The organism is Chryseobacterium antibioticum, from assembly GCF_012927325.1.
Classification (GTDB): Bacteria; Bacteroidota; Bacteroidia; order Flavobacteriales; family Weeksellaceae; genus Chryseobacterium; species Chryseobacterium antibioticum.
On record NZ_JABBGI010000003.1, the window covers coordinates 121,348 to 148,263 of the forward strand.

24 protein-coding genes and 4 tRNA genes are annotated in these 26,916 nt (G+C 38.4%); 6 read left to right on the plus strand and 22 right to left on the minus strand.

Features of this window, described 5'->3' with window-relative positions:
• Positions 1-233 precede the first annotated feature (233 nt).
• Positions 234-2,087: a LamG-like jellyroll fold domain-containing protein gene (locus tag HHL23_RS03340; protein ID WP_169233403.1), complete on the plus strand. Its 1,854-nt coding sequence runs from the start codon at positions 234-236 to the stop codon at positions 2,085-2,087.
• A gap of 226 nt (positions 2,088-2,313) precedes the next feature.
• On the opposite strand, the gene HHL23_RS03345 is transcribed toward HHL23_RS03340, so the two are convergent.
• From HHL23_RS03345 to HHL23_RS03375, 7 genes are all read right to left on the minus strand, one after another.
• Complete coding sequence (locus HHL23_RS03345; protein ID WP_169233404.1) at positions 2,314-2,799, minus strand: GNAT family N-acetyltransferase; 486 nt, start codon at positions 2,797-2,799, stop codon at positions 2,314-2,316.
• Positions 2,800-3,048: 249 nt separating this feature from the next.
• Positions 3,049-4,467 carry an aminotransferase-like domain-containing protein gene (locus tag HHL23_RS03350; RefSeq protein ID WP_169233405.1) on the minus strand — a complete coding sequence of 473 codons (1,419 nt, stop codon included), beginning with the start codon at positions 4,465-4,467 and terminating at the stop codon, positions 3,049-3,051.
• 41 nt (positions 4,468-4,508) lie between these two features.
• A complete protein-coding gene (locus HHL23_RS03355; protein ID WP_169233406.1) occupies positions 4,509-4,874 on the minus strand; it encodes a hypothetical protein in 366 nt (121 codons plus the stop codon).
• Positions 4,875-5,031: 157 nt separating this feature from the next.
• A tRNA-Leu gene (locus HHL23_RS03360) sits at positions 5,032-5,113 on the minus strand.
• A gap of 182 nt (positions 5,114-5,295) precedes the next feature.
• Positions 5,296-5,379 (minus strand) — tRNA-Leu (locus HHL23_RS03365).
• Positions 5,380-5,384: 5 nt separating this feature from the next.
• Positions 5,385-5,460: transfer RNA gene (locus tag HHL23_RS03370), tRNA-Gly, on the minus strand.
• A gap of 4 nt (positions 5,461-5,464) precedes the next feature.
• Positions 5,465-5,546: transfer RNA gene (locus tag HHL23_RS03375), tRNA-Leu, on the minus strand.
• Positions 5,547-5,718: 172 nt separating this feature from the next.
• On the opposite strand from HHL23_RS03375, the gene HHL23_RS03380 reads away from it, so the two are divergent.
• Genes HHL23_RS03380 through HHL23_RS03390 form a run of 3 tightly spaced genes read left to right on the plus strand, consistent with a single transcriptional unit; the run spans position 5,719 to position 7,687 of the window.
• On the plus strand, positions 5,719-6,096 hold the full coding sequence (locus tag HHL23_RS03380; protein ID WP_169233407.1) for a DUF3127 domain-containing protein: 378 nt from the start codon (positions 5,719-5,721) through the stop codon (positions 6,094-6,096).
• A gap of 60 nt (positions 6,097-6,156) precedes the next feature.
• Positions 6,157-6,810, plus strand: coding sequence for a leucyl/phenylalanyl-tRNA--protein transferase (gene aat, locus HHL23_RS03385; protein WP_169233408.1), 654 nt, complete (start codon positions 6,157-6,159; stop codon positions 6,808-6,810).
• On the plus strand, positions 6,797-7,687 hold the full coding sequence (locus tag HHL23_RS03390) for a DMT family transporter (protein ID WP_169233409.1): 891 nt from the start codon (positions 6,797-6,799) through the stop codon (positions 7,685-7,687). Before aat ends, HHL23_RS03390 begins: the two co-directional genes overlap by 14 nt.
• Before the next feature lie 142 nt (positions 7,688-7,829).
• Here the strand turns inward: HHL23_RS03390 and HHL23_RS03395 are convergent, their stop codons facing one another.
• The 6 genes from HHL23_RS03395 to HHL23_RS03420 form a co-directional block, all read right to left on the minus strand.
• On the minus strand, positions 7,830-9,212 hold the full coding sequence (locus HHL23_RS03395) for a tetratricopeptide repeat protein (RefSeq protein WP_169233410.1): 1,383 nt from the start codon (positions 9,210-9,212) through the stop codon (positions 7,830-7,832).
• A gap of 382 nt (positions 9,213-9,594) precedes the next feature.
• Complete coding sequence (glmM, locus tag HHL23_RS03400) at positions 9,595-10,977, minus strand: phosphoglucosamine mutase (protein WP_169233411.1); 1,383 nt, start codon at positions 10,975-10,977, stop codon at positions 9,595-9,597.
• A 60-nt stretch (positions 10,978-11,037) separates the two neighbouring features.
• Positions 11,038-12,066, minus strand: coding sequence for a DUF4421 family protein (locus HHL23_RS03405; RefSeq protein ID WP_169233412.1), 1,029 nt, complete (start codon positions 12,064-12,066; stop codon positions 11,038-11,040).
• A gap of 220 nt (positions 12,067-12,286) precedes the next feature.
• Positions 12,287-14,320 (minus strand): ferrous iron transport protein B, encoded by a 2,034-nt coding sequence (gene feoB, locus HHL23_RS03410; RefSeq protein WP_169233413.1) that lies wholly within the window; start codon positions 14,318-14,320, stop codon positions 12,287-12,289.
• Positions 14,320-14,574 (minus strand): FeoA family protein, encoded by a 255-nt coding sequence (locus HHL23_RS03415; RefSeq protein WP_169233414.1) that lies wholly within the window; start codon positions 14,572-14,574, stop codon positions 14,320-14,322. The genes feoB and HHL23_RS03415 overlap by 1 nt, the downstream gene beginning before the upstream one ends.
• Positions 14,575-14,708: 134 nt before the next feature.
• Positions 14,709-15,617, minus strand: coding sequence for a GLPGLI family protein (locus HHL23_RS03420; RefSeq protein WP_169233415.1), 909 nt, complete (start codon positions 15,615-15,617; stop codon positions 14,709-14,711).
• Positions 15,618-15,862: 245 nt separating this feature from the next.
• Here HHL23_RS03420 and HHL23_RS03425 point away from each other — a divergent pair, with 245 nt between their 5' ends.
• Positions 15,863-16,360 carry a DinB family protein gene (locus HHL23_RS03425; RefSeq protein ID WP_169233416.1) on the plus strand — a complete coding sequence of 166 codons (498 nt, stop codon included), beginning with the start codon at positions 15,863-15,865 and terminating at the stop codon, positions 16,358-16,360.
• Positions 16,361-16,423: 63 nt separating this feature from the next.
• Here HHL23_RS03425 and HHL23_RS03430 read toward each other — a convergent pair whose 3' ends face one another.
• Positions 16,424-19,174: a carboxypeptidase-like regulatory domain-containing protein gene (locus tag HHL23_RS03430; protein WP_169233417.1), complete on the minus strand. Its 2,751-nt coding sequence runs from the start codon at positions 19,172-19,174 to the stop codon at positions 16,424-16,426.
• Positions 19,175-19,670: 496 nt separating this feature from the next.
• Between HHL23_RS03430 and HHL23_RS03435 the strand changes: the two genes are divergently transcribed.
• On the plus strand, positions 19,671-20,552 hold the full coding sequence (locus HHL23_RS03435; RefSeq protein ID WP_169233418.1) for a cupin-like domain-containing protein: 882 nt from the start codon (positions 19,671-19,673) through the stop codon (positions 20,550-20,552).
• Between the two features lie 34 nt (positions 20,553-20,586).
• Here the strand turns inward: HHL23_RS03435 and HHL23_RS03440 are convergent, their stop codons facing one another.
• From HHL23_RS03440 to HHL23_RS03475, 8 genes are all read right to left on the minus strand, one after another.
• The gene (locus tag HHL23_RS03440; RefSeq protein ID WP_169233419.1) at positions 20,587-20,997 is read right to left on the minus strand and encodes a hypothetical protein; all 411 of its coding nucleotides are present in this window, start codon (positions 20,995-20,997) and stop codon (positions 20,587-20,589) included.
• Complete coding sequence (locus HHL23_RS03445) at positions 20,987-21,268, minus strand: hypothetical protein (protein WP_169233420.1); 282 nt, start codon at positions 21,266-21,268, stop codon at positions 20,987-20,989. The genes HHL23_RS03440 and HHL23_RS03445 overlap by 11 nt, the downstream gene beginning before the upstream one ends.
• 141 nt (positions 21,269-21,409) lie before the next feature.
• Positions 21,410-23,134, minus strand: coding sequence for a M14 family metallopeptidase (locus tag HHL23_RS03450; RefSeq protein WP_169233421.1), 1,725 nt, complete (start codon positions 23,132-23,134; stop codon positions 21,410-21,412).
• Positions 23,135-23,446: 312 nt separating this feature from the next.
• Entirely contained in the window at positions 23,447-24,193 is a 747-nt protein-coding gene (locus HHL23_RS03455) for a metallophosphoesterase family protein (protein WP_169233422.1), read from the minus strand.
• A gap of 1 nt (position 24,194) precedes the next feature.
• A complete protein-coding gene (locus tag HHL23_RS03460; RefSeq protein ID WP_169233423.1) occupies positions 24,195-24,737 on the minus strand; it encodes an RNA 2'-phosphotransferase in 543 nt (180 codons plus the stop codon).
• Between the two features lie 12 nt (positions 24,738-24,749).
• Positions 24,750-25,715 (minus strand): ADP-ribosylglycohydrolase family protein, encoded by a 966-nt coding sequence (locus tag HHL23_RS03465; RefSeq protein ID WP_169233424.1) that lies wholly within the window; start codon positions 25,713-25,715, stop codon positions 24,750-24,752.
• Positions 25,715-26,401 (minus strand): SIR2 family NAD-dependent protein deacylase, encoded by a 687-nt coding sequence (locus HHL23_RS03470; RefSeq protein WP_169233425.1) that lies wholly within the window; start codon positions 26,399-26,401, stop codon positions 25,715-25,717. The genes HHL23_RS03465 and HHL23_RS03470 overlap by 1 nt, the downstream gene beginning before the upstream one ends.
• Before the next feature lie 4 nt (positions 26,402-26,405).
• Positions 26,406-26,912: an O-acetyl-ADP-ribose deacetylase gene (locus HHL23_RS03475; RefSeq protein ID WP_169233426.1), complete on the minus strand. Its 507-nt coding sequence runs from the start codon at positions 26,910-26,912 to the stop codon at positions 26,406-26,408.
• Positions 26,913-26,916: the final 4 nt, after the last annotated feature.

Genomic DNA, 26,916 nt, shown 5'->3' on the forward strand with positions numbered 1-26,916 from the left:
GACTCATTTTTATTTAAACACTAATGGCACAAATACTTTCCACTAATGACACCACGCTATTATTTGTGGAAATTCGTGAGGTTATTTGTGCTGTTTGTGTTTAAAAACCTCTAAACATTTAGTTGTCAATTTATTAACTTTAAATTTACACTTGTTTACAAATAGTAAATTAATTTTACAATTATCAAAAATAAATTACTATTTGTAAACTTTTTCTTTTAAAATCTTTATCTATGAAAACAAAATTATTCTCAATGGCCGTTTTTATGAGCTGTTTCCTCGGAGCTCAGACTAAAAAAGTTCTTTTCATTGGTATTGACGGATGTCGCGCAGACGTCATGATGTCCAGCAATATCCCAAACATCCAAAACCTTGTCAATCAATCCATTTACTCTCTGGACGGTCTATGCGCCGCTACAACCTGGAGCGGAAACGGCTGGAGCACCATGCTTACAGGCGTATGGCACACGAAACACAATGTTCAGGACAACAATTTCACGAGCCCCAATTATGTCAACTATCCTGATTTTCTTACAAGAGCCGAAACGTACAATCCTAACTTAAGAACAATGTCTTTGGTCAATTGGGCTCCGCTTAATGACAAGATTGTAAAGACTGCTGATGTAAAGAGCAATCTTGGATCTGATCTGGCCGTAAAAAATGCAGCCGTGAGTGCTATGCAGAATGACAATCCTGATATTCTTTTCGTAGATTTCGATGATGTAGACCACGCCGGACATTCTTACGGATTCGCAGCCACAGTTCCTCAGTATGTTTCCTCTATCCAGACTACCGATTCTTATATCGCAGAGATCGTGAACGCCATGAAAAGCAGGCCAACTTACAGCAACGAAGACTGGCTGGTGGTGCTAACAACAGATCACGGCGCCATCCAAAGTTCTCACGGTGGCGGAAACCTTTCTGAACGTAATATCTTTAACATATATTCCAATCCTGGATTTACCCCTCAACAGATCAGAAAAACGATTCTGGAGTCTAATAAAACCTTCAACCAGCTTAGTTTTCCGGCAGGCACCTATGCAAAACCGGCTAATCAGGTGCCTTTCAATTTCGGAGCCACTCAGGATTTTACGGTTGAATTTTGGGTAAAGCCAAATGCGGCCTATTCAAGTGACCCGGTAATGATCAGCAATAAAAACTGGGCGAATGGAAAAAACAAAGGGTTTGTGATATCCGGCAGTTCGGGACAGAACTTCAAAATGAATATCGGTGACGGCGTGAACAGAATTGACATGACAGGTGGAAAAGTGGAAACAGGAAAGTGGAAACATATTGCAGTAAGTTTCGAAAGAGACGGACTTGTAACGATGTATGAAGACGGTGTTCCGGTGACTTTTGCTAAAATGAATACGATTGGAAATATAGATTCCGGGCTGCCATTTACCATCAACCAGGATGGAACAAATGTATATGGAGAGAATCTTGCCGCATCCTATAAAGATATCAGAATCTGGAAATCTGCCCTTCCGAATGATGTGATTGTCAACTGGGCCAATCAGGATATTACTCCTTCCCACCCCTATTACGCCCAATTACTGGCAGACTGGAAGTGCAACGGAACTTCAGGAAATGTTTTAACCGACTCAAGTCCAAATGCCAATAATCTGACAGTAACAGGATCTCCTGCTTATGCTGCAGGTACTACCAATACATTTAAAATCCATGATTACACCTCCACAACGCGAGAAACGGATCATTTTCCTACCGTTCTGAACTGGATGTGTATTCCTGTACAGCCATCTTGGGGAATCGATGGGGTAAATCGTATTCCGGTATGTATTAACGGAGCTTTGGCCGTGAAGGACACTAAAGTGGCCATGAATGATTTCAAACTCTATCCTAATCCTGCTTCAGAGAGCATCAACGTACAGTATCAATCTGATTACAAGGAAATTAAATTAGAAATCATTGATACAAACGGATCGCTGATTTCAACAAAAAACTTAAAATCTTCCAACGGTTTGTTTCATGAAAAAATAAACATTCAAAGTCTTACGGCAGGAATGTATTTCATAAAAATCAGCGGAAATAAAAATTCTCTGACCAAGACTTTCATTAAGAAATAAAATGAGACCGGAAGCGTGAAGAGGGAGGCCGGAAGTTATTATTGTGCATTCATTTTCAACAGTTTCCATAAATATGATAAAACGAGGTTACAGTAATAGCTTTGGACTTCAATAACTTCCATCTTCGAGCTTCCAACTTCCTGACAACATTATTATACCATTAGATTTAATTTTTGATATTAGAACAAGGATATTCGTATCCAAGTTCTAATATCTTTTTTTTTGCTTAATCATTGAATTTCAGCAACATTTGGGTATCACACCGCTCATAGGCCGAACCTGAAACCGGCATATGCTTAAAGCCCAGTTTTTCATATAGTTTTATGGCAGGAACCAACACGGAATTCGTTTCAAGAAAAATGCTTTCAGCTTTTAGTTCTCTTGCTTTATTCACTAATGCCTGTCCTACCAGATATCCTATTTTCTTCCCCTGCGCTTTTGGACTTACAGCCATCTTGGATAGTTCAAATCTAAGCGGCTCATCGGATATTTTCACCAATGCACAGGTTCCTACGGCTTCGTTATCCAGAAGTGCAAAAACAATGTGTCCTCCTTTATTTATAATATGTTCTTCGGGGTTATCCAGCAGCTTGTAATCGCCTGCTTCCATTGTAAAGAACTTTTTAATCCATTCTTCATTTAATGCCTTGAAAGCTTCTTTGTATTGAGGTACGTAGTTTATAATTTGTACTTCATTGTTTGTATCATTCATCACTATAGGGTTTAATTGATATTATTATTTATATTTTGCGCAGGTTTCAGATACCGCAGTGTTTTCTAATATTTTAAACATTAAGATCTGTTAAGGAGGTAAGGATCGTTAAGAGAAAATCTAAAGATTTTATAAGCTGTAATCCTTAATGCGAAGCTCACTTAATGATCTTAAAACCTTAATCTCACTTAATGTTTCAAAGCATTTTTTTTAATCTTAAGCGTCCTTTTTATATCGGATTACCGAAAATTAGATTCTTTTTTTTACCATTTTCGCTAATTTCTCCAGATCACTTTCTACCCTGTCCGTCCATTCCAGCGCATAGTTCAGGCGCATACAGTTCTGATACTGATTGTACTGTGAAAACATTCTTCCCGGGGCAAAATTGATTTTCTGACTCATCGCTTCATCAAATAAATCTTCCGTACAGATTCTTTTGTCCAGTTCCAGCCACAGCATAAAACCTCCTTTCGGTTCTGAAATTTTGGTATTATCCGGAAAATATTCTGTCACCGACTTCTGGATCTGAAGATAGTTGGCGTATAATTTTTTCCTGAATGTCCTCAAATGATGGTCATACCGCCCGTGTTCCAGAAAATCAGCAATGACATCCGGATATATGGACGGGCTGCATACCGTCTGCACCAATTTCTGCCGGATCACCTGTTCTTTAAATTTTCCCGGAGCGACCCATCCCACCCGATACCCCGGGGCAAGAGTCTTGGAAACCGATCCTATCCACATCACAAGTCCTGCCTCATCATAGAATTTACAGGGTTTCGGCCTTTCTGCTCCAAAATACAGGTTGCCGTAGATATCATCCTCGATCAGCGGAACATTATATTCCGTGATCAGTTTTACCAATTCTTTTTTGTTTTCATCAGGCATCTGAAAGCCTAATGGATTGTTGAAATTCGTTACAAAACAGCAGGCGGAAAGCGAAGGCAGTACTTTTTTCAATGCATCCAGATCAACACCGTAAATAGGATGGGTAGGAATTTCCACCACTTTCAGTCCCAACTGCTGGATGGCTTGAAGAACTCCGAAATAGACAGGGCTTTCCACCGCAACAGAATCTCCGGGTTTCGTTACCGCCATCAGGCAGGTATACACTGCATTCATCGCTCCTGAGGTGATCACCAGGTCATCTTCTGAGATCTTACCTTCCAGTACGAGAGCCCATTTCGCAGATTCCCTGCGCAGGTATTCATTTCCTTGCACCGGTTCATAATCTGTTCCGCTGTCACTCTTTCTATTAATCACATTAATCATAGATTTCTTCAGCTTAGCTAAAGGAAGGAAGCTTTTACCCGGAATGCCTAAAGCAAACTGGGTAACATCATCGGATCCATCAATGGTTCCAAACACTTTATCGATAAGAACCTCAGCGGTATTTTCTCTTTCCGCCACTTTCATAGGCGCAACAGATGGCAGTGCCAGCTTTCTTTGGGAACTCTGCCTCACAAAATAGCCGTATTTCGGGCGTGATTCTACCAGGGAACGGCTTTCAAGCTCCATGTAGGCCTGTTTTACCGTATTAAGACTCACATTATAGAGCTTCTGGGCACTTCTGAGCGAAGGCAGCCTGTCTCCAAACTGCAGGGTATCACTTTTAATCTGCTCAGTGACAGATTTTGCTATTTTAAGGTAGAGAACGTCTCTGGACATGCGATCTGGATTTTAAGTAAATGTACAAATTTCATTCAGGGTTATCCAACATTCAGCCAGCCAACTAGTCTGTTGATACTGCTTTTAAGCTGCTCCGGATCACGGAAATTGGCTGTATTGTTTTTTCTGAAATAACTTTCTGCGCGCGTAGTAAAATTTCTTTTTTCAGTATCGGATAGGCTGTTTTCATATATTTTAAAAGTAATTTCTCCTTTTTCATTGATCACGAGGCTGGCAAACGCTGCCACCTCAGTCTTCTTTTTCACCAAAAGAAAGGGTACACCAAAGTTCTGATTCAGTTTTTTAAGGGTCTGTGTCTGTAGAAAAATATTTTTCAGAGACAACATGTCTGAAATATAAACTTCAGCATAAAGAAGCTGATTGGGGGTTTGTCGTAACGTTTCCATAGTGTTCTGCTTTACTTCAGCAAAGTTATGGAGTATTCAAATTTGGGCACAGATACAGAAGTTGATATTATCTTGGGTACAGATTGTAAAGAGGGAAGTTATTGGTATAAAACAAAAAACTCCCTGTAAATAATACAGAGAGTTTTATTTTGCTGAGTGCGGATGAAGGGACTCGAACCCCCACGCCTCACAGCACCAGATCCTAAGTCTGGCGTGGCTACCAATTACACCACATCCGCTGGTTGTTTATTCTTTATTTAAGAGCTTACTTCCTTTTGAGACTACAAATATAGGACTTTTTGTCTTAAAAGAAGAGCTAAAAATATAAACATTCACAAAAACTCAATAAAGGAATAAACGTCTTTTAAACCTTCTTAAAACTAAAAAACTCTCTGTCGAAAAATTCTACAGAGAGTTTTAGTACCCCGGGCGGGACTTGAACCCGCACGTTCTTACGAACACAGGATTTTAAGTCCTGCGTGTCTACCAGTTCCACCACCAGGGCAGGTGTGGAGCGAAAAACGGGATTCGAACCCGCGACCCCAACCTTGGCAAGGTTGTGCTCTACCAGCTGAGCTATTTTCGCATAGTGCGGATGAAGGGACTCGAACCCCCACGCCTCACGGCACCAGATCCTAAGTCTGGCGTGGCTACCAATTACACCACATCCGCTGGTTTTTGTTTATTTTAAAGAGCTTGCTTCGTTTTTGTGAGTGCAAATATAGGACATTTTCCTTTATCTCCAAACTTTTCATTAAAAAAAATTAAAATTCACAGATTTTTTTTCTGTCCCCCCTATTATTACATTTCATTTTCTTACTTTTACAACGTTAATAATTACAATATGGAATTACAAGGAACGGTAAAGAAACTTTTTGATGCTCAGACATTTGCAAGTGGTTTTCAAAAAAGAGAAATGGTTATTTTAACCCAGGAACAGTACCCACAGCCGATAAACATAGAATTTTTGTCTGATAAGATCAGTTTATTAGATCATCTTAAAGAAGGTGAAAATGTAAAAGTGGGGATCAACATCAGAGGAAGAGAATGGGTTTCTCCACAAGGTGAAACTAAATATTTCAATTCTATCACAGGATGGAAAATTGAAAAAGTAATGGATAACGGATCTGAGCCTACTCAGGCTTCTCCTTCTCAATCTGCATCTCCTGTTTCCAACGAAAACCCTTTCGCTGGCGATGATGATGATGATTTACCTTTTTAATTAAAAAATAAGATCAAATATAAATCCTGCTTTCACAAGTGGGATTTTTTTTCCAAAAAAATGGTCCGACTAGACGAAAACGAGATTTCATTCCCCGATCCTGAACTTTATGACGGTCACGAAGGCCTGATTGCCTTTGGTGGCGACCTGTCTATAGAACGTATTTGGTTCGCTTATCAGTTGGGAATTTTCCCGTGGTATAATCCGGGAGAGGAAATACTGTGGTGGAGCCCGGACCCAAGGTTTGTCCTGTTTCCTGATGAACTGAAAGTTTCAAAATCGATGCGGAAAATACTGAACAGATCTGTTTTTACCTTTTCGGAGAACAAAAGTTTCAGAGAAGTTATCCAAAACTGTCAGCAGACCAGCAGAAAAGAACAGACGGGAACCTGGCTTTCGGACGAGCTGATGGAATCTTTTATCAAACTTCACGAATACGGTCTTGCCAAAAGTATAGAAGTATGGCAGGATGGAGAACTGGTTGGCGGATTTTACGGACTTCAGATTGGCAATGTTTTCTGTGGAGAAAGCATGTTTGCGAAAGTGAGCAATGCCTCTAAAGCAGGCTTCATCCATTTTGTAGAAAGCAACAAAGAAACAATTGATCTCATTGATTGTCAATCTCATACAGAACATTTGGAAAGCCTGGGCGCAAAAATGATTCCTAAAAAAGAATTTTTAAAAATCTTACACAAAAACAATGAACGCAGATAAAGAAAAATGGATTCTTCTGATTGTACTAACTGTTATCTGGGGATCATCATTTATTTTGATCAAAAAATCTCTGGAGCATTTCAGCCCATATCAAGTCGGGGCACTAAGGGTTTTGATCGCAGGAATTATATTAATGCCGGTTGCGATTTCTAAATATAAACTGTTTCCTAAAAAGCATTTGAAATGGCTCATTCTGGCTGCATTTACGGGAAATTTCATTCCGATGTTCCTTTTTCCAATTGCGGAAACGGAGGTGAGCAGCAGTGTTGCGGGAATTATCAATTCTATGATGCCCATTTTCGTGATCATTGTGGGGGCTTTAATCTGGAAGTTTGAAACCACCAAAAGACAGATCGTAGGAACGATGATCAGCTTTGCGGGCGTCTGTTTACTGGCATTCGGTGGAGACGGAGAAGGTGGAAAGCTTAAACTGATCCCAATCTTACTCCTTTTATTAGCCACATTATGCTACGCAGTAAGCACCACAACGGTAAAATCTAAGCTAATGGATGTTTCCTCAACTATATTATCAGCTTTTGTTTTCTCCTTTGTTTTGTTTTTACCTTCTCTTTTTGCTTTAACATGTACCGGATTCTTTTCGACATTCAGTTTTAATGAAGATCATATGCTGGGACTGATGTTTGTGGGTCTGTTATCCATCTTCGGAACGGGATTGGCTATGACATTGAATTATCGTCTTCTGAAAGTATCCACTCCACTTTTCGCCTCAACAGTAACGCTGCTAATACCGATCGTTGCTATTATCTGGGGCTTTTTGGATGGTGAAAAATTAAGTATCTTACAGTTTGTAGGCGCAGGTATTATTATTGGCGGATTAATCTTTTTAAGGTCTAAAACCAGCATTATAAAAAAATAAATACTTTAATTAATATCAACTAAAAATCCTGCATTGCTGCAGGATTATTTATTTATGATTGTTAAGTTAAACCATTAAGAATTTTAGGATGTTAAGGAGAATTAAGACTGATCTTTTGATCTTACCCCCTCTCTTCCAACTTCTAAGAATTCTTCTTTTTCACTTTTGCTTTAACCTTCTTCACCTCATCTTTGATGAACGGATACTTTTTTTGCATATCCGGAGCCAATGATGGATCTATACTTAATGCTTTCTGAAGAGATTCTGCTCCTTTTTCTGGTCTTCTAAGGTTGAAATAACAATTACTCAACTGATAATAGAGTTCTGCTCTGTCGTGCACCTTCAGGGCTCTTTCCAAAATGGTCACAGCTTCTTCATATTCTCCCAGAAGCATCAGCACTTCTGAATAGGCATACCAATTATAAAACCTCGTGGGTTCTGCGTCTACCAGTTTTTTCAGACAGCCAAGGCTTTCCTCAAATTTCCCGGAATCTATGAACAGAAACGCTAATCTTTTCTGATAATCAAGGTTGTCATCGTTTAGATGAGTCGCTTCTTGTGCAAAATGCAAGGCCTCTTTCATTCCTCCCATTTCCTCATACAGGTAAGACTGCTCCATCATCGCAAGATAAAACTGCGGGTCTTCTCTCAATGATTTCTGGAACGCATTAAGAGCCATAATAGACTGTTTCTGCGCTTTGTAGCATAGTCCTATCTTGTAAAAAGTAAATGCTTTGGTATATTCCAGCTCAAGCATTTCCTCATAGACTGTCACTGCTTTCTGATATTGTCCTAAAGCTTCGTAACAGGCTGCTTTATTAGCATATACTCCTACAGAGTTTGAATTGATTGCCAACAGGTAGTCATACCCTTTGATGGCTTCTTCAAAATTCTTTCTGTTGAAATAAAACTGTCCGTATTCAAACCATGCGGTCTCGGAGTAAGCAAATTCATCTAAATATTCATTAAGAAAGGCAATAGCCTCCTCGCTCTTATTCAGATCGCTGAAGCAGATCATACAGTTTTCGAGTGAATACTCGTCTGTAGGGTCTTCTTTCAGAGCTTTTCTGTAGTGTTTAAGAGCGTTAAAGGGATCTCCCAAATTCACATATTCATCCGCAATAAAGTTGTGAAGGAAGTTCTCTTCTTCTTTCAGTTCTAAAGCTTTTTTACAGATGTCAATGGATTTTCTAGGGTTTCCCAGGCTCGAATAATACTTCGCATAGCAAACTAAAAAGTCTGTATTCTCCATCGATGCTCCTTTCAGTTCATCGATAAGTTCTTTTGCGGTATTATAGTCTTCCCATTCCAAAAGAATCTCAAGTCTTTTGATCTTGATATCTAATGAATTCGGGTGAAGCTTAAGTCCATAGTTAACAGCATTGTCTGCGTAGTTAAAATCTCCCAGCTCCAAATAATAAACAATGATATCTTCCAATTCTTCGGTATCGAAGTAGAATTCATCATTATTTTCCATCATTTCCTCGAACTTTTTTACAAGTTCATTTCCAAAATACTCTTCCAATAGTGTCGTCTTTGTCGGCCCGATGTCTGAATATACTTACAAACCTCGGCAAACTTTATTAATTAATAATAACTTCTGAAACTGACATTCAAATGTTTATGCAAAGTTGCAACTTTTTTTTGAATTAGTTTTTCATAAATTTCTATAATAAAGATAGTAAAAAAAGAAAACACATAAAAGGATTGTGGATAAATAACGCAAATTGTGGTTAAATAGTTATAACGAGCCTTTTTCCGGCAGGAACTTCCATACGCTCAAAGCAGCTTAGAAATTTCCGCCATTTATCTTTAGGAAAGAGAAACGAAACCTGTTTTGTATATGCTCAAACATGGTGTACAGAAGAAAAAAGAACGGAGCATTTCTGTTCCGTTCTTCTTTTATTTTAAATTAAACTTTTAATCTTAGCAATGATATCATCTCCAAGCTTATCGGCTTCTTCCTGTGTATAGGCCTCGGTATAGATTCTGATAATCGGCTCTGTATTTGATTTTCTGAGGTGCACCCAGTTATTTTCAAAGTCTATTTTAACTCCATCAATGGTAGAAACCTGCTCATTCTGGTATTCTTTTTCCATTTTGGATAAGATTTCATCTACATTGATCTCTGGGGTAAGTTCTATTTTCTTTTTCCCCATAAAGTAGCTTGGGTAACCCACTCTTAGTTCGGAAACGGTTTTGTTTTCTTTGGCCAGATGGGTTAAAAACAAGGCGGCCCCTACCAAAGAGTCTCTTCCGTAATGAAGATCCGGATAGATAATTCCTCCGTTTCCTTCTCCTCCTATTACTGCATTTTTCTCTTTCATCAGATTTACTACGTTCACCTCCCCTACAGCACTTGCAAAGTATTCTGAATCGTGGCTGTTGGCAACATCCCTCAAAGCACGGCTTGAAGAAAGGTTTGAGATAGCAGCTCCTTTTTTATGTTTCAATAGATAGTCTGCAACAGCAACCAGTGTATATTCTTCTCCGAACATTTCACCTTTTTCATCAATTAAGGCTAATCTGTCTACATCAGGATCTACAACGATTCCCAAGTCTGCGTTTTCTTTTTTTACCAGCTCACAGATGTCTCCTAAATGTTCTTTCAACGGTTCAGGATTGTGTGGAAACTGCCCGTTCGGTTCGCAGTATAATTTGACTGTTTCACAGCCTAATTTATCTAACAGCATCGGGATCGCAATTCCTCCCGTAGAGTTTACGGCATCCAGAACGATTTTGAATTTTTTAGCTTTAATGGCTTCAACATCTACCATTGGCAGGTCAAGGATCTGCTGGATATGAATGTCAAAAGCATCGTCTCTTGTTTCATATTTTCCAAGATCATCTACTTCGGCATAGTCGAAATCTTCACTTTCAGCCAGAGCAAGTACTTTTGCTCCATCCTCTCCTGTGATAAATTCTCCTTTGCCATTCAATAACTTAAGAGCATTCCACTGTTTTGGGTTATGTGAAGCCGTAAGGATGATCCCTCCGTCTGCCTTCAGTTCAGGCACCATGATTTCAACGGTTGGGGTGGTGGAAAGTCCTAAATCCACTACATTAATTCCCAATCCCTGAAGGGTAGCTGTCACCAGTGAAGAAACCATTTCTCCTGAAATTCTGGCATCTCTTCCAATGACAAGGGTTAAATTCTTTTTATTCTGTGTATTCTGAAGCCAAGTTCCGAATGCAGAAGCAAATTTCACCACATCCAAAGGAGTCAGGTTATCATTTACTTTTCCGCCGATGGTTCCCCGGATTCCCGAAATGGATTTTATTAACGACATTCTGTTTTTATTTTTTAAGTTGTTTTTATTCTGGGCAAAGATACTTAAAAGACCTGTAATTTATAAAATCGGGATCTTTTTCTGGATTTTGTCGTAATTTCTTTGTACCACCTTCGGAGGTGGAAAACGATAGCCTATGTAAAGCAATCCGTACATGTTATTATTCTGTACATTTTGGTTGTTTTTTTCGCTGTAAGCATAGGCATTGACATTAAATTTCCCTCCAAACAGGAATCTGTCTGTATTATATCCTATATGCAGCCCCGTCGCAAATTTAAAGGTTAAATATTGTGTGTTTTGCTTATTGAATTTTGTCCCGTCATTATGAATATCCCAGCTGCTGGAAAACATCCCTCCTAATCCGAGTGCAATATTGGGAGCGATATTCACTCTTTTTTTGGCTCCAAGCACCCAATTGTAAAAATAACCCATATTGGCTCCAAAACTGTACTGGCTCTCTTTACTTTTCTGCCCGTTTAAAATATCCCTGAATATGGAAAGGTCATAATCTACAAAAGGAACCCAGCTCCCACGGCTTTCTTTTTGCCATTCCCCTTGTGTATAAATACTTTTCAGGGAAAAATCTTTCTTCATTACATAGGCTGTAGATCCTCCAAAACTTTGAACTCTAAGATCCGGAAATTGGAAGTAAGGATCTTTTCCTTCTTTCCATTCGGGAAAGAAGTCCTGCATATTCTCTAAATAAAAACCTTTTACATTTTTGTAATAAACGGTCTGTATAAATCTTTTTGGAAAAAAACGAAATCTAAAGTCTGCATAGGAGCTGTTGCCTTTCAGTTCGTCATCATTGTTTCCCGGTAGAAAACTGGGTGTAAATGATACTGTGGCACTTATAATTTTATAGTCAACAGAGAAAGAAGCTCTTGTTTTATTGTTGATAGAAAGGGTGGTTTCTAATGGTTTATCCTCAGGACCTTCTGTATGAACATATTCTTCAATATTGGTATCAAAGTTTACCCGGACCATAACCTGATCTGCATAAGACTTGATTTTGGTTGTATCGATCTGGGCTTTAGCCAGAATTGTTACCATAGAAAATATAAAGACAGCTACTGATTTCGGGCTCAAATCGAAATGGTTTTAGTTTCAGAGAATGAAATTACTACAATTTTTTCAATTATGACCTTAAAACAGGATCATGAGCATCCGCAATCTTTGTCACAGTTGGATCTTTTGGAGCTAAATTTTTTCGGTGCAAAGTTCTTTCTGAGCACTTTAAATAAAGAGTAGCAGGCAAATGCAACGATCAATACAATAATAACGTACTGAAAAATTAATGAAGTATCCATTATTTTAAAATCTGATATGCTATCAACGACACAAAATATGCCAAACCTGTCATCATCGCTACCTGGAAGCCGGTCCATTTCCAACTTTTGGTTTCTCTGTAGACTACTGCAAGTGTAGAAACACACTGCATTGCAAATGCATAAAATAAAAGGACAGAAATACCTGTTGCAAAGCTGAAGACTTTGCTTCCGTCAGGTTTTACATCTCGCCTCATTTTATCGATTACCTTCACTTCGGGCGCATCATCTTCCAGACTGTACAGGGTAGACATGGTTCCTACGAAAACTTCTCTCGCCACAAAACTTGTCAGAATCCCAACACCCATTTTCCAGTCGTAACCAAGAGGTTCAATAAGCGGTTCAATTCCTTTACCCATTTTTGCTAGGTAAGAGTGATCCAGTTCAACATTCGTGGCCACAAATTGCTCTGGCTTTTGTTTAGGCCCGAAATAACTTAAGAACCAGATGATGATACTTACAATAAATATAATTTTTCCAGCTCCTGTAATAAATTCCCAGACCTTTCCCAAAACCATTTTAAAATCGTATCCGAAAAGTGGCTTTTTATAGGTTGGAAGATCCATGACAAGATAGGTTTTACCTTCGTTTTTGATAAATCCTTTAAGAATGGCTGCTGAAAATAGAGCGACAAGGAAGCCTAAAAGATACATTCCCATCAGCACCAGTGCTTTATATTTAATTCCAAGGAATGATCCTTCTGAAATGATAAGTCCTATGATAATACTGTAAACCGGAAGTCGTGCTGAACAGGTCATGAAAGGGGTGACCAATATAGTCAGTAATCTTTCTCTTACGTTCTCAATATTCCTTGTAGAGATCACGGCAGGAATAGCGCAGGCAGTACCCGACACCAGTGGAACGATACTTTTCCCGTTCAGTCCGAAGGGACGTAACAGTCTGTCCATCAAGAATACAACTCTCGCCATATACCCTGAATCTTCTAATAGATATAAGAAATATAATAAAATCCCGATTTGAGGTGCAAAAACTACAATTCCTCCGATTCCGGGAACAATTCCATTTGAAATCAATGAGTTGATAGGTCCTTCCGGCAGGTGTTCTCCGGTAAAGGCGGCCAGCCAAGAGAAGAAATCATCAATCCAGTTCATGGGATATTCAGCCAGGAAGAAAACACTTTGGAAAATGATTAAAAGAATCATCAGAAAAACAATATACCCCCAGAATTTGTGGACCAGTACTTTGTCTAATTTTTCTGTCAGAAGCTCTTTGAACTGCGTTTTTTTAGAGATAACATCTGCTAATATTCTATCTACATTCTGATATCTTCTTACTGTTTCCTGAACCTGAAGTCTTTTAGGAACCAGACTTTTGGAGTCAGGTTCATTCATCAGATCTTTTATGGAGGCTATTTTTCCGAGGTCTGAACCTGCAGAAAGGCTCATCCAGGCTTTATACTCGTTGTCGATGCCTTTGTGGGCAGCCAGTTTATGAATAAAATCTTTGTGTTCGTTTGGTATTTCGAAAGAGGTTTTGTCTGTTTTTACAAAACCACTATTAAGAACAGCTTCTCTGATCTCGTCTATTCCCAACTGCTCTTTAGCATTGGTCTGAATAATTTTAATCCCTAAAGCATCAGAAAACTTCGCGATATCGATTGTAATTCCTCTTCTTTCGGCCTGGTCGATCTGGTTAACCACCAAAATCATCGGAATACCCAGATCCTGAATCTGCTGAAACAAAAGCAGTCCTCTTTTCAGACTCAATGCTTCGAGAATATAGATTACTCCTGCGTAGTTTTGTTGTTCGTCAATAAGAAATTTAGAAAAAATAGCTTCATCTTCGGAGCTTGGATACAAACTGTATGAACCCGGCAAATCGATCACCTCAACCTCCTCGTTTTTATAGGTGTAATTTCCTGAGTGGCTCGCCACGGTAACCCCTGCGTAATTTCCGGTCTTCTGCTTTTTGTTGCACAGTGCATTGAAAACCGTAGACTTTCCTACATTAGGATTCCCGACTAAAAGGACCTGCTTTTTCTTAATTTCCTGCATTAATTCAATTCTTCAACAATGATATAACTTCCCTCTTCTTCACGCAGAGCGATGCGGCTTTTTTCTTCTCCAAATTCCACATACATAGGACCATTGAACGGCGCCTGGTACAATATCCTGAAAACGGTTTCCGGCAGAAGCCCCATTTCTATGATCTTGTTAGGCATTTTAAGGTGATCATTGTCATAACCCAAAATCTTCCCCATTTTGTTCTTAGGGAATCCGCTTAATTTATGTAAGTCCTTCTCTTTCAAAACCTGCTTTTTTGTAAGGGCAAATATACGCTATTTAAATTTAATCTAAATAACGACAGGTATGAAAGAAATCAACCCAAATACATTGCTGTACCTGGGTTGATTCAAAAATATAATTTAGTTGATATGAATGTTTATTTTTTCTTTTTCTCCTGAGTTTGAGAAGAAATTTCTATTGGATTGTCGTTCGCGTTAAAGAAGTCTTTTGCCTGTTTTTCCTGTTTTTTTGCGAACTCTCCTATTGTAAGATCTGATCCCGGCATTTTCATACTCATCATTTCCGGTGTTATTTTCTGACGGAACTCAGCCATTGGATCTTGTTTAAAACTGGCATAGGCCTTTTCAAACTTTTCTTTTGTAGTTGGTGTCAGGGTTTGAGGAACTCCGTATTTTGCATTAATTTTGTCTGAATATGACATTTCCTCGTAATTTAATATCTTTTTATTTCCGCTTAATTTCCAAGAATAGTTTTTCTCTGAGTCTTCAATTTTAACAATCAACCCTGGAAGGCCGTAAAACTTGTATGGCCCATCCTGAAAAGGGATATCCGTACTGAACCAAGCGGTCCATTTTCTTCCTCCAAATTCCGTAGTTGCCTTTTGTGTATTGTATTCTCCTACTTTTTCTTTTTCCTGTAAAATGTTCCAATTAAATTTAACATCATCATCATATCCAAATAGATTCATACTTACTCTATCTATATATTGCTCCTTCATTTCCGGATAAGTTTTAACAATTTTATAAGAAAACTTAGGCATTCTAATAAGTTTTGTTACATCTTTCCAACTTTTTGTTTTTTCCATCTCTTCAACTGCGATTTTAATAATCGAATCCTGAGCAGGAATTGTATAATCTTGGTAGATAGATTTCTTGCCTGTAATATCTAAGATAGCAACTACTTTATCCAGTTTGGTTGAATCTTTTTTAGGCTTAAAAGTCAGCTCATAAAAGAAACGGTTGGCTGTTTCTTTTGATTCTTTGGAATCCTGTGCCGAAGCAAAGGCAAAGAGCGCAATAAAGAATACAGAGAATAGCTTTTTCATTGTAATAATGTTTACTAATTAGTTACCAATTGTTGAAATATGTTACAGTTTTTTTTCAAAACTTTATTTTGTCTATTGTAAAATATTGAATAACAATATCTTGCCAGACCAAATTTATTCCTGCTCATTTTTTAGTCTTATTCAAAATATTGGCTATTTCTAAGTCGTGATATAAAATTATGATTTCGTTAAAACATTTTTTGCTTCAAAAGCTTTATCTTTAAGTACCTAAAAAACAAAATATTATGGACACTTTATCACAATTTAAAGACGAGTTTGAAACCGAATACCAGACGACGAGAAAGTTCTTTGAAGCTTATCCTGAAGGTAAAAATGACTATGCTCCCCATGAGAAAAGCATGAAACTGATGCCTCTTGCCACTCATATTTCGGAAATTTTCGGATGGCCGGACACCATGATGAAAACTTCAGAACTGGATTTTGCCACAGGAGGCTTTCAACCTAAACATCTGTCTACAAAAGAAGACCTCCTCAATACACTGGATGACAATTTTAAATCAGCCAAAGACGCTCTTGAAAATGCTAAGGAAGAAAACCTCAACGATACCTGGGCATTAAAAAACAATGGGCATGAAGTTGCAAAATGGACGAAATACGGCTCCATCCGCCACTCTCTGAACCAGATTACCCATCACAGGGCACAGCTGGGCGTTTATTACAGACTGAATGATATTCCTCTTCCGGGAAGCTATGGCCCCTCTGCAGACAACCAAGGTTTCTAGAAAAAACAGAATATATCTTAAACAAAAAACCAATCTCTGCGAGATTGGTTTTTCTTGTTATTTCTATTTGAAATTGAATTTGACGGTAAACATGACCTGGCTTGGGCGGAGCTGTACTCTTGTGTACGCTACACTGTTTGTTGCCTGATTGATGTTATAGGTTTCAAAAACCCTTCTGTTCGCAATATTCATCCATTTAAGTTCAAAGTCAATTTTCTTTTTAGACCAAGTAAACTGGTAAGAGACATCATAAAATGCATTGTTGTATTTATTCTGCCCATCACTTGTATTGACCTGATCCCAATTGAATCCTATGGTATGGTTTTCAATCGGATAGAAAAATGCTCCTAAATTGTGATTAAACCCTTTGTTGATCCCAAGGCTTCCTCCTCTCTCACTTAATCCTTCATTATCCTGTTTGTTTCTGGAAAGACTAAGGTTATAATCTAAGCTCATCCAGCTGAAATAAGTGTTGTTCAATTTAAATCCATAAGACTGTGTATTGTTTTTACTCAAATACTGAATATTGTCTAAGAAAGCATCTGCCTTTGAAAGTGTATTGCTATAGCTTACAGATACATTTGTTTTAAATTTAGGGAAGTATTTACCTACTTCTACGCCAAATCGGTTGCTTTTTGCATGGTTATCCTGTTCTCTGTACTGTATCAATGTAAATCCTGTGTTGATATCAAGGATTGGAGAGGCAAGAAGGTTCTTTTTGCTGTCGCTTAAAGAGTAATTCACATTAAAGAATAAATTATTCAATGGATTTCTATACTCTATTCTTGTTCCTCCGCTCTTTGAAACAGTCTGAGGGATCGGGTTATTGGGATCCATTACATTAAATCCGCCCGGGCTAAGAAGCATATATCCAGCATAAGCAGACTTCACATCTCCGAAGTTATTGCTTATATTTCCGTTCACACTTGCTTTCCAGAAAGAGGCAAATGAATACTGTAAAAAGGCGTTTGGAGTAAATGTAGTTTTGTTCAGTGATTTATGAACGTTTCTAAGATCATCCTCAGCTTTGATGCTGTTAAAATTAACCGGAATGTTTGCAAATAAACTCCATGCTTCTGATTTATAATTAATCCCCACAGATCCTGTAGGAGCAAATTCTGTAAATTTCAGGTCGTTTTCATATCCCGGCCCGTCAAAACTTGGCGCCACATCATTTGTGATCAAAGGATTAGGAATTGCTGTCCCTGTAAAATCTGTATTCAGTTTTTTAGATGAAAAATCAACTCCCACCTGCGGGGTAAATGTCCATCCTTTTGTACTGAAACTGATATTGGCAGAATGCGAAGTATCTAAAGTTTTAAGTCTGAAGCTCTGCAATGCCGATGTCCCGGGAGCAAAATTGATAGCCGTAGCAGAATCCACTACAGGATTTTTATATAAAATCTGAAGATAATTCGCTGGTGCTACTTCAAGAGTCTGACTATCATCCTGGTAACTAATATATGATTTGAAATTCACCATTTTCTCTTTCCATGGGATGATTGTACTTAGAGAGTTCTGGAAGGAAGATGTAGGTGACTGTACAGCCTCATTTCCAACTCTTCCTACCCTTGTGGCAACAGCACGGTCTGCATTCCAGAACTGGCTGAAACTTGTGGTATTTTTAAAGAATCCTTTCTTTGCATTTTTAGTAAAGATAAGCTCCCCCTTCAGTTTATCGGTGAAAAACTTATTCTTGGTGCTTGTTGTTATGGTTGAGCCAGGTTTATTATCTCTTGGGCTATAAACAGTTTCTACAATATCTTCTCGTTCTACTGTATTATTGGTATAATTTGCATTCGCTTTAAGCTCCCATTCTTTCTTTTTATCGATATTGGTCAAATAATTGGCAGACAGATAATGCACGCTGTTCATTAAATACCTTTTTACCGGTAAATTGGGTGCATCTGAATTTTCTACATTCAGCCAGTCGTTCTGGGCCGCATTGATCCTTCTGCCTTCCCATCCGCTTCCGAAAGCAAGGATATTTCCTTCATTTTCCACCTGCTCCCCCATATTATTGGTTTTGTAGTTAACCACCCACTGGCTTTTCTGCCCAAAAAACATCGGTGTCAGTTTAACATTCCAAAGCCATGGATCACCAAAGCCGGTTCCCACTTCTCCTCTCCCGGTCATGGTAACGGAGTTTTTCAGTTTGATATTGATGGCTGCCTGGTCAGAAGGCACTTTATCCTGAAGAATTTTTACCGGCTGGTGGTTCTCAAGAACTTCTACTTTCTGTACGGCATCTTTAGGAAGCGAGTTGTTGATCGTTCCATAGCCTCCTTCCATCAGGTCTTTCCCGTTAACATAAAATTTATTGATGGCATTTCCCTGGTAAAGAATGCTTCCGTCTTTATTGACTTCGATACCCGGAATTTTTCTCATCACATCGGCCAGGGTTCTGTCGCTTTTACTGTCAAAGGCTTTAAGATCATAAGCAATGGTGTCTCCTCTTGCAGTGATCATCTTTGTTTTAAGCTGTACTTCTTTTATTTCTGTAGCTTCAGACTGCATCTTGAAACTGATGTTCTGATCGCTGTTACTAATCTGTCTGGTCTGAGATTTTTGGTTGAAGGCCTTCACTTTCATGTCTACATTAGCCTCCGGAGAAGTGAATGTTACTTTGTATTCTCCTTTTGAATTGGTAATCCCGTATGCTAAAATAGCATCCTTGCCAGGTTCTTCTATGGTAACGCTGGCGCTTGGGATAGCGGATCCGTCTTCATCGGTAATTGTCCCTGACACTGTTTTCTGTGCAAAAGTGAGCACTGTAAAAAAAAGCAGCAGAAATAAAGAAATCTTTCCTTTCATAATTTATTATTTGCCTAATTAGTTTGTCGCTTGTGTTTTTTGTTACACTTTTTATAAAGATGTATTTTATAGCTAAAGGTTAAATGATTTATCACTACAAAAATAGTTATATTTTTCATGTCGCCATTGTTATGATGGAAATTTTTAAAAATTAATATGGTTATATAAAGTTATAGGCTTAAAAATCAGGGTAATTACGCTTTAAAAAGAAATCTGTGAATTTTATTTTTAAAATTCGTTTGGTATGCAAAATCTTTAAAATCTATTTGTTAAATTTAACCCATGACTCAATCGTTTCTTTTATCCGGGTTTAGCATTTTTAGTGAAAATATTGTCTTATAGTAAGGAAATGTCAAAGACTTATCATGAAACGATCATTTTTTATATTCTTATTTATTCTAAATAGTTAAAAATGATTTGAATCATAGATTAAAAAAAACTTAAACACTGATTCATATATATTTATTTAATAATTTTGTAACATAAAATTTATAGAATGGGAATTATTTTAAAGCCTATAGATGTTGTAGATGATATCACTCAGGAAGAGTTCATGGAAAAATATCTAAAGCCAAGAGTGCCCGTTGTCATAAAAAATATGGCAAGAAAATGGCCTGCTTACCAGAAGTGGACCATGGAGTATGTAAAGGAAGTGGTAGGTGATGTGGAAGTTCCTCTTTATGATTCCAAAAAAGCTGATCCTGCAGCTCCCATCAATACGCCTACTACCAAAATGAAGTTCGCAGATTATATAGACCTTATCCAAAGAGAGCCTACCGATCTGAGAATTTTCTTTTTTGACCCGATAAAACATGCCAATAAATTAATGGACGATTTTATTGCCCCTAAAGAACTCATGGGCGGTTTCCTAGATAAATACCCATCTATGTTTTTCGGAGGGAAGAGCTCTGTAACCTTTCTTCACTTTGATATTGATATGGCGCATATCTTCCATACGCACTTCAACGGAAGAAAGCATGTAAAGTTATTTGAACACAAGTGGAAAGAAAGACTGTATAGACTTCCCTATGCAACGTATGCTCTGGAAGACTATGACATCGACAATCCTGATTTCGAAAAATACCCGGCTTTAAATGGTGTAGAAGGCATTGAATGTTTCCTTGAACACGGCGATACGCTTTTCATGCCTACCGGATGGTGGCACTGGATGAAATATCTGGACGGAAGTTTCTCTATCTCTTTGAGAGCATGGGACAAATCCTGGGCAGTAAAGGCTCATTCTATATGGAATCTTACTGTACAGCGTAAGTTTGACGATATTATGAAGTCCAATTTTAAAAACACCTATATGGAATGGAAAGAAAAAGCAGCGATGAAGACCGCAGAAATGGCCTTAAAAAGAGGATTACCAAAATAAAACAAAAAGACGTTTCAATGTGAAGCGTCTTTTTTTACGGTTGAGCACTGACCAGAAGTTCCTCCATATTTCTCGTGACCTCATTGCACGAAAAACAGGCTTCTTTTCCATCCTGAGAAAACCATCTGCACTGTGACCGGATCGGGCAATAGAACAGCTCGGTTTCTTTGTGGGTTTCTAAATTCTGAACCTTCTGAGATAAAGAACATTTAGATTCTTCAGCATTCCACTGGGCACAGCCTCTTTCTACACATTTTCCTGTAAAACGAAATCTCTGCTCCAGGCTGTTTTGGTCTTTATTCAGACTCAGAAAATCTTCTGTAACGGTAAGAGGCGTGATAAACTGTACCTTTCCGTCTTTGCCGACTACTCCAAAAAGCTGTGCCCCAACTTTTCCTAGATAACTGGGACACCTCTTTTTTGAAGAATTAGAATTAGCCTCCATAGCTTTTTATTTGAGACTGAATGTCTTTTACCTGGCTCTGAATATCAATTCCCGGTTTGAAAATGATGATTCCCCACGGAAACCAGTCTTTAATTTTCATAGGTCTTAAAAGTCCTTTGAAGTCTCTGTGGGCTCCAAAAGCCTGGGTATTGTCAATCTTTGAAAGTTCAGAAAGCACTACGCTCTGAATTCCTCTGTCGATGTTTTTCAACTGTTCGTCTGAAAGATCTACCCCTTCCAACGAAACGAAAAAATGCTTTTTAGTGGCCATAACTATAGTTTTTATTGGTTTTATAAAGCAAATTTCGGCAGAGTATGGTCAACATCTATCAGGAAAAACACCCTTTGTGTATAGGTGAAAATCCTAAAAATTAATTCCTGACTATCAATTATTTAAATCAAATTTAAAAATTTATAAGATTCTATAAATTGGATACTCTCTGAATGTTTTTTCTTCGAAGTACGGAGAGTTTCTGTAAATCCAGTCGAGCTGGGCTGTTCCATCATCAGCAAACTTTTTATCGGATGCTTTTTTGGCTTCAAAAGCTTCTTTTAATTTTGTATTGGTCTTCAAAAGTTCTGAAGCAGTATCTTCAAAAATATAAGCGGAATAATGTTCTTTCTGGGCTAAAATGCCGTCAAATAAATTCCAGTTAAAAAATGAGTCTAAAGCCTCAGGTTCAAGGGTTTCAATAATGTACTTCACTCCAGGCTGATCTGTTGAAATTAAATAATCACCAGCAGAGAAACTGAGATTCTTTTTCGTTGTTTCCACTGCAGTTTCATAGTGAAGATAATGTCCCTCATAAGGTTTTTTAACGGTCTTAAAATCTTTGATCTTATAAGACTCCACCGATGCTGTACTGTCCTTCTTAAGCGTTGTCATACGGATCTTGTTCCTTTTGAGTTCTTCGATTACACGGTACTGGGATTGAGGAATCACATAATATTTAGGAATCGTGATATATCCTGTAGGAACCGCTGTCATAAACAGTTTAATTTTCTTTGTAAAAGGTTTATTTCTATCGTAATACAGCCTTGGTTTTCCGGAAATATCACTCGGTTTATAACTTCCTTCGTAGCCTTTGAAATCCATGGTAGAAAATTTTGTGGAATCTATCTTCCAGCGGATTCCATACTGCATTCCGGATTTGTATTGCTTTAAATTGTCAAGACGCAGCTGTTTGATTTTTTTATAGTCTTTATCCAAATTCTGCAGATTGACCAGCATATATTGGTAGGTAGCATCTACTCTTTTGTCATAAGGTTTCAGCATATGCGTTTCCGGGACAGTTCCCAACGAGTTAAATAAAGACGTATACCCTGTAGAATATCTCGGGGAGTCTTCAAAAGTAGCAAATCCTTCGTCCGGAATATCACCGTGAATGTTGACGTAAGGTGTACTTTCATAGCCCAGCTTCTTCATAGCTTCAAGGTTTTTAGCCTGATAGTCATTGTAGAAATAAGTTCCCAATGAATTTCCAAGGCGCTCTTTAAAGGTAGAAATATAGGTAAACGTGTATTGATAATCAGCGCCATTACTTACATGATTGTCAATAAAAACATCAGGTTGTAGCCACTGATAAATTTCCTGAAAACTTCTGGCATTCTTTGAATCTGCTTTAATAAAATCCCTGTTCAGGTCGTAGTTTCTGGCGTTTCCCCTGAAGCCATATTGTTCGGGCCCGTTTTGATTGGCTCTGGAGAAAGAACCTCTGTTCAGCATTCCGCTCACATTATACGCAGAAATCGCTGCAATGACGAAGTTCTGAGGAGTCTTTATTTTCCCGGTTGCCAGATCACGCATGAGCATCATGGTAGCATCAATTCCGTCCGGTTCTCCCGGGTGAATTCCGTTGTTGACAAAGAGAATCGCTTTATCTTTTCTCAGTTTTTCCGGATCTTTTTCGGGAAAAGGATTGTACATGACCACATAAATGGCTTTTCCGTTGTCATCTTCTCCTTTTTTAAGATACTGAATGGTTTTAAAGCTTTTAGCCAGATCCTGATAATAAGCATTCATTTCATCATAAGTAACCGTTTGGTTTTTATTTCCTTTTTCAAAAGGGGTTTGAAATGAATTTTGACATAAAAACAACGATGTGGTCAGGAAAATTAAGAGGTATTTCAGTTTCATTGAAGCAGTTTTTGAACTTCAAAATTACTTAATATGATTTGGGTGCGGAAGAGAAAACGGGAAAATTGTAACATTATTTAATAATCTTGGACCAAAGCGAGAGCGTAAAGTTTTTTGATGTTAATGCTGTTTTAAGGCGCAAGAAAACCAGAGGTTTTTGTTTGGAAATTCGATGTTTAGATAAAGATCTGTGTGATCTGCGGGAGATAAAAAAATTAATAGTCGGGGCTCTATAATTAATAGAAACCTTATAGGTTTTAAAAACCTATAAGGTTGTGGATGTTGAAAATTTGGGATGTCCTTTCATAGGGTTTACTTTCCTGCAATATCGTTATTTCTCCCTTTTTCATCCGGATATAAAGAGGGAAGCGGATCGCTCTGCCAGAATTCCTTGGTGTCGATATCCATTATTGACAAAGAACCTGTAAAAGCTGCTCCTGTATCCATATTCCAGACGTTGGCTTTGTTGATCGGATGTTTAATTCCTATATCCAGTGTCGGTGTATGCCCGATAAATATTTCATGGTATAAAAGCAGCCTTTTTGGGTAAAGCACTGAATTTTTTTCTAATTTCTTATCCATCGCGACGGCAGTTTCCCAAAGGGTTCTGTCCCAACGGTAATTGCTGGAATAGACTTCTTTTTCTGGGCCATGCATAGAGGAATATCCCGCATGGATAAACAGGCGGTTTTTATCGTCTACATGATAGTTTTTCATCCTTTGAAAGAATTCAAGGTGAAGGTCCAGATCTTCCAATGAATAGTCATTGTAACTTTCCACTGTACTCTTTCCGCCATTAAAAAGCCATACCTCCGGTCCGTCTCCAAAGGACAACCAGTCTTCGCACCAGGCATCATGGTTTCCTTTGATAAAAATACATTCCTGCTTTTGGGAAAGTTCCATCAAAAACTGGATGACCTGAGAAGATTCACTCCAGCCATCTACATAATCCCCGAGAAAAATAAGGGTATCCTTTTCTCCGACTTCCGCTCTTTGAAAAACCTGTTGTAAAGCTTTAAAACCTCCATGAATGTCACCGATTACCAATGTTCTGCCCATCTTATTTTGAAATATATTTTGCATCCACAAAATCCGTCAGCCAAACATCGTTGGCCGAAAGATAAAAAGCAATTCCGTCTTCATGCATTTCCTTCGTTCTGATGGTCAGAATAACCGGTTTTCCGTGGCGCATTCCTACTTTCGTGGCTGTTTCTTTATCTGCGCTTAAATGAACATGCTGCCGGCTTCTTTTTTCAATTCCTTTTCCAAGAATAGAAGCAATATTGGTTTCTGCTGTTCCGTGATACAGGAAATCAGGTGGCTGTATTGTTTTCAGGGCCAGATCTATATCAATGGAATGTCCCTGGCTGGCTCTGATTTTGGTTTTATCTTCATTAAAAGCGAAACGCTTTTTATTATTGGTTTCTACCACTTCCTCTAGGTCTTCAAAGCTGAAGTGCATTCTTCCTTTTGCAGATTTCGTAATGAGTTCACTTACTTCTGCCCAACCGTTTTCATCCAGCTTCAGCTGAATGGTTTCGGGTTGATGTCTAAGAATAAGGCTTAGAAATTTGCTTATTCTTTTGTTTTCTATTTCGTTCATGGTTTGTGTGTTTTATTTCATTATTTTTTTCTGAAGCTTTTCGCATAAAGCCTCAATATCTTCTTTCCTCACTAATTCGGAGACCCATTCTTCCGGAATATTTTCAAATCCGTAGTAAATACCTGCAATTCCTCCGGTAATGGCTCCTGTGGTGTCTGTATCTTCTCCTAAATTCACAGCTTTTAATACTGCTTCTGCATACGTTCCAGAGTTAAGAAAACACCAAAGTGAGGCTTCTAGACTGTGGAGGACATAGCCGGAAGAACTTATTTCCTCTTCCTGCAAAGTATACAGTGGAACCAAATCATACTCTCCTACTTTTAGTTCTAAAATCCGGTGGAATTTATCCATTTCATTTTGGGAACAAACAGGATTATGGTCCAAAAAATTTCTAACTTTTTCCTGCATTATTCTGTACGCTTCCCATTTTTCTTTTCCATTCAGAATTTCTAAAGCCAATTCCAAATAAATAAAACAAGCTAAAGCAGAACGGATATGACCGTGTGTGATAGAGGAAACCTCTTTTGTAATATCAAACCGCTTTTTAATAGGGAAATCTTTGATGTAAAATAATAAGGGGATGATCCTCATTAAAGACCCGTTTCCATTATCTAACTCTGAATTTCCACCACATAAAGTAGGGGAAATACCTTTGCCAATTCTATGAATGGCTTGCGAGGTTGCAATACCAATGTCAAAAACCCTTCCATGAGGTGTCCAGATTTCTGCATTATACCATTTCAAAAAATTGAGGGCCATATCTTCCAGATCATATCCTTTGCAAAGGCTGTCCGCAAGACACAAAGTTAATGAACCGTCATCACTCCATGTTCCAGCAGGCTGATGATGGGTTCCTAAAGCTCTCATTTTTGTAACAGGTGAGCGTTTTAATTGCTCTCTGCTTCTGAACTCCACCGGAACTCCCAGCGCATCACCGATGCACACTCCAAAAATTCCGGCTTTTACTACATTTTCCATCAGGCTAGATTAACCAATTTATCAAACAGCAATTTCATTCCTCTGGTTGCAGATTCTTTCATGACTACCGCTCTTTGTCCGTATCCGAAACCTGTTTCATTAGGGTTGATTACTACCAACAGACAGTCGTCTTTAATTTCATGAATCAGTCCTGCTGCAGGGTATACCTGCAGAGAGGTTCCGATGACCACCAAAATATCCGCTTCTTTCACCTTTTCCTGGGCAGTCTTATACAAAGGAACATCTTCTCCAAACCATACGATAAATGGTCTCAATTGAGCCCCATCTTCCGCTTTGTCTCCGATCTTGATGTCTCCTTTTTCCTCGTATATCAGGTTTTTATTGTTACAAGAACAAGACTTGAAGAGCTCCCCATGAATATGAAGAATATTCGTTGACCCGGCTCTTTCATGCAGGTCATCTATATTTTGGGTAATGATCTGAACGTCAAAATACTTTTCCAGTTCTGCGACTAATCGATGGGCTTCATTAGGATGAACTTCATGAAGCTGTCTTCTTCTCTGGTTGTAAAATTCCAGCACCAATTCTCTGTCTTTTCGCCATCCTTCCGGACTTGCTACGTCTGTTATATTATGATTTTCCCAGAGCCCATCTCCGTCTCTGAATGTTTTTATTCCACTTTCGGCACTGATTCCTGCACCGCTTAATATGGCTAGTTTTTTCATTTTTTTAATCTAATAATTTTTTGTAAATCTCTTCATTGTCATCATCAAAGCAGACAAAAATAACTTTATCAATGTTCTCTGACTGAAAATTCTTTACTGTTTCTACCGCAATTTTTCCGGCCAGTTCTTTTGGAAACTTATAAATTCCCGTACTGATATTTGGAAAAGCTATGGTTTTGACACCCAAACTTTCTGCCAGTTGCAAAGAATTTTTATAACACGCTTCCAGAAGTTTTGAACTTTTATCTTCTTTTCCATTCCAAACAGGTCCTACGGTATGAATGACATACTTTGCCGGAAGGTTTCCTGCTGAAGTTACCACAGCTTCCCCGGTATTGCATTTTCCCTGCCTGTTTCTGATCTGGATGCATTCTTCGAGAATCTGCTTTCCACCTGCACGATGAATAGCTCCGTCTACTCCACCTCCGCCAAGTAGTGATGAATTGGCTGCGTTGACGAGAGCGTCTGCCTGGGTCTTCGTGATGTCTCCTTTTATCAGTTCAATGTTCATGGCA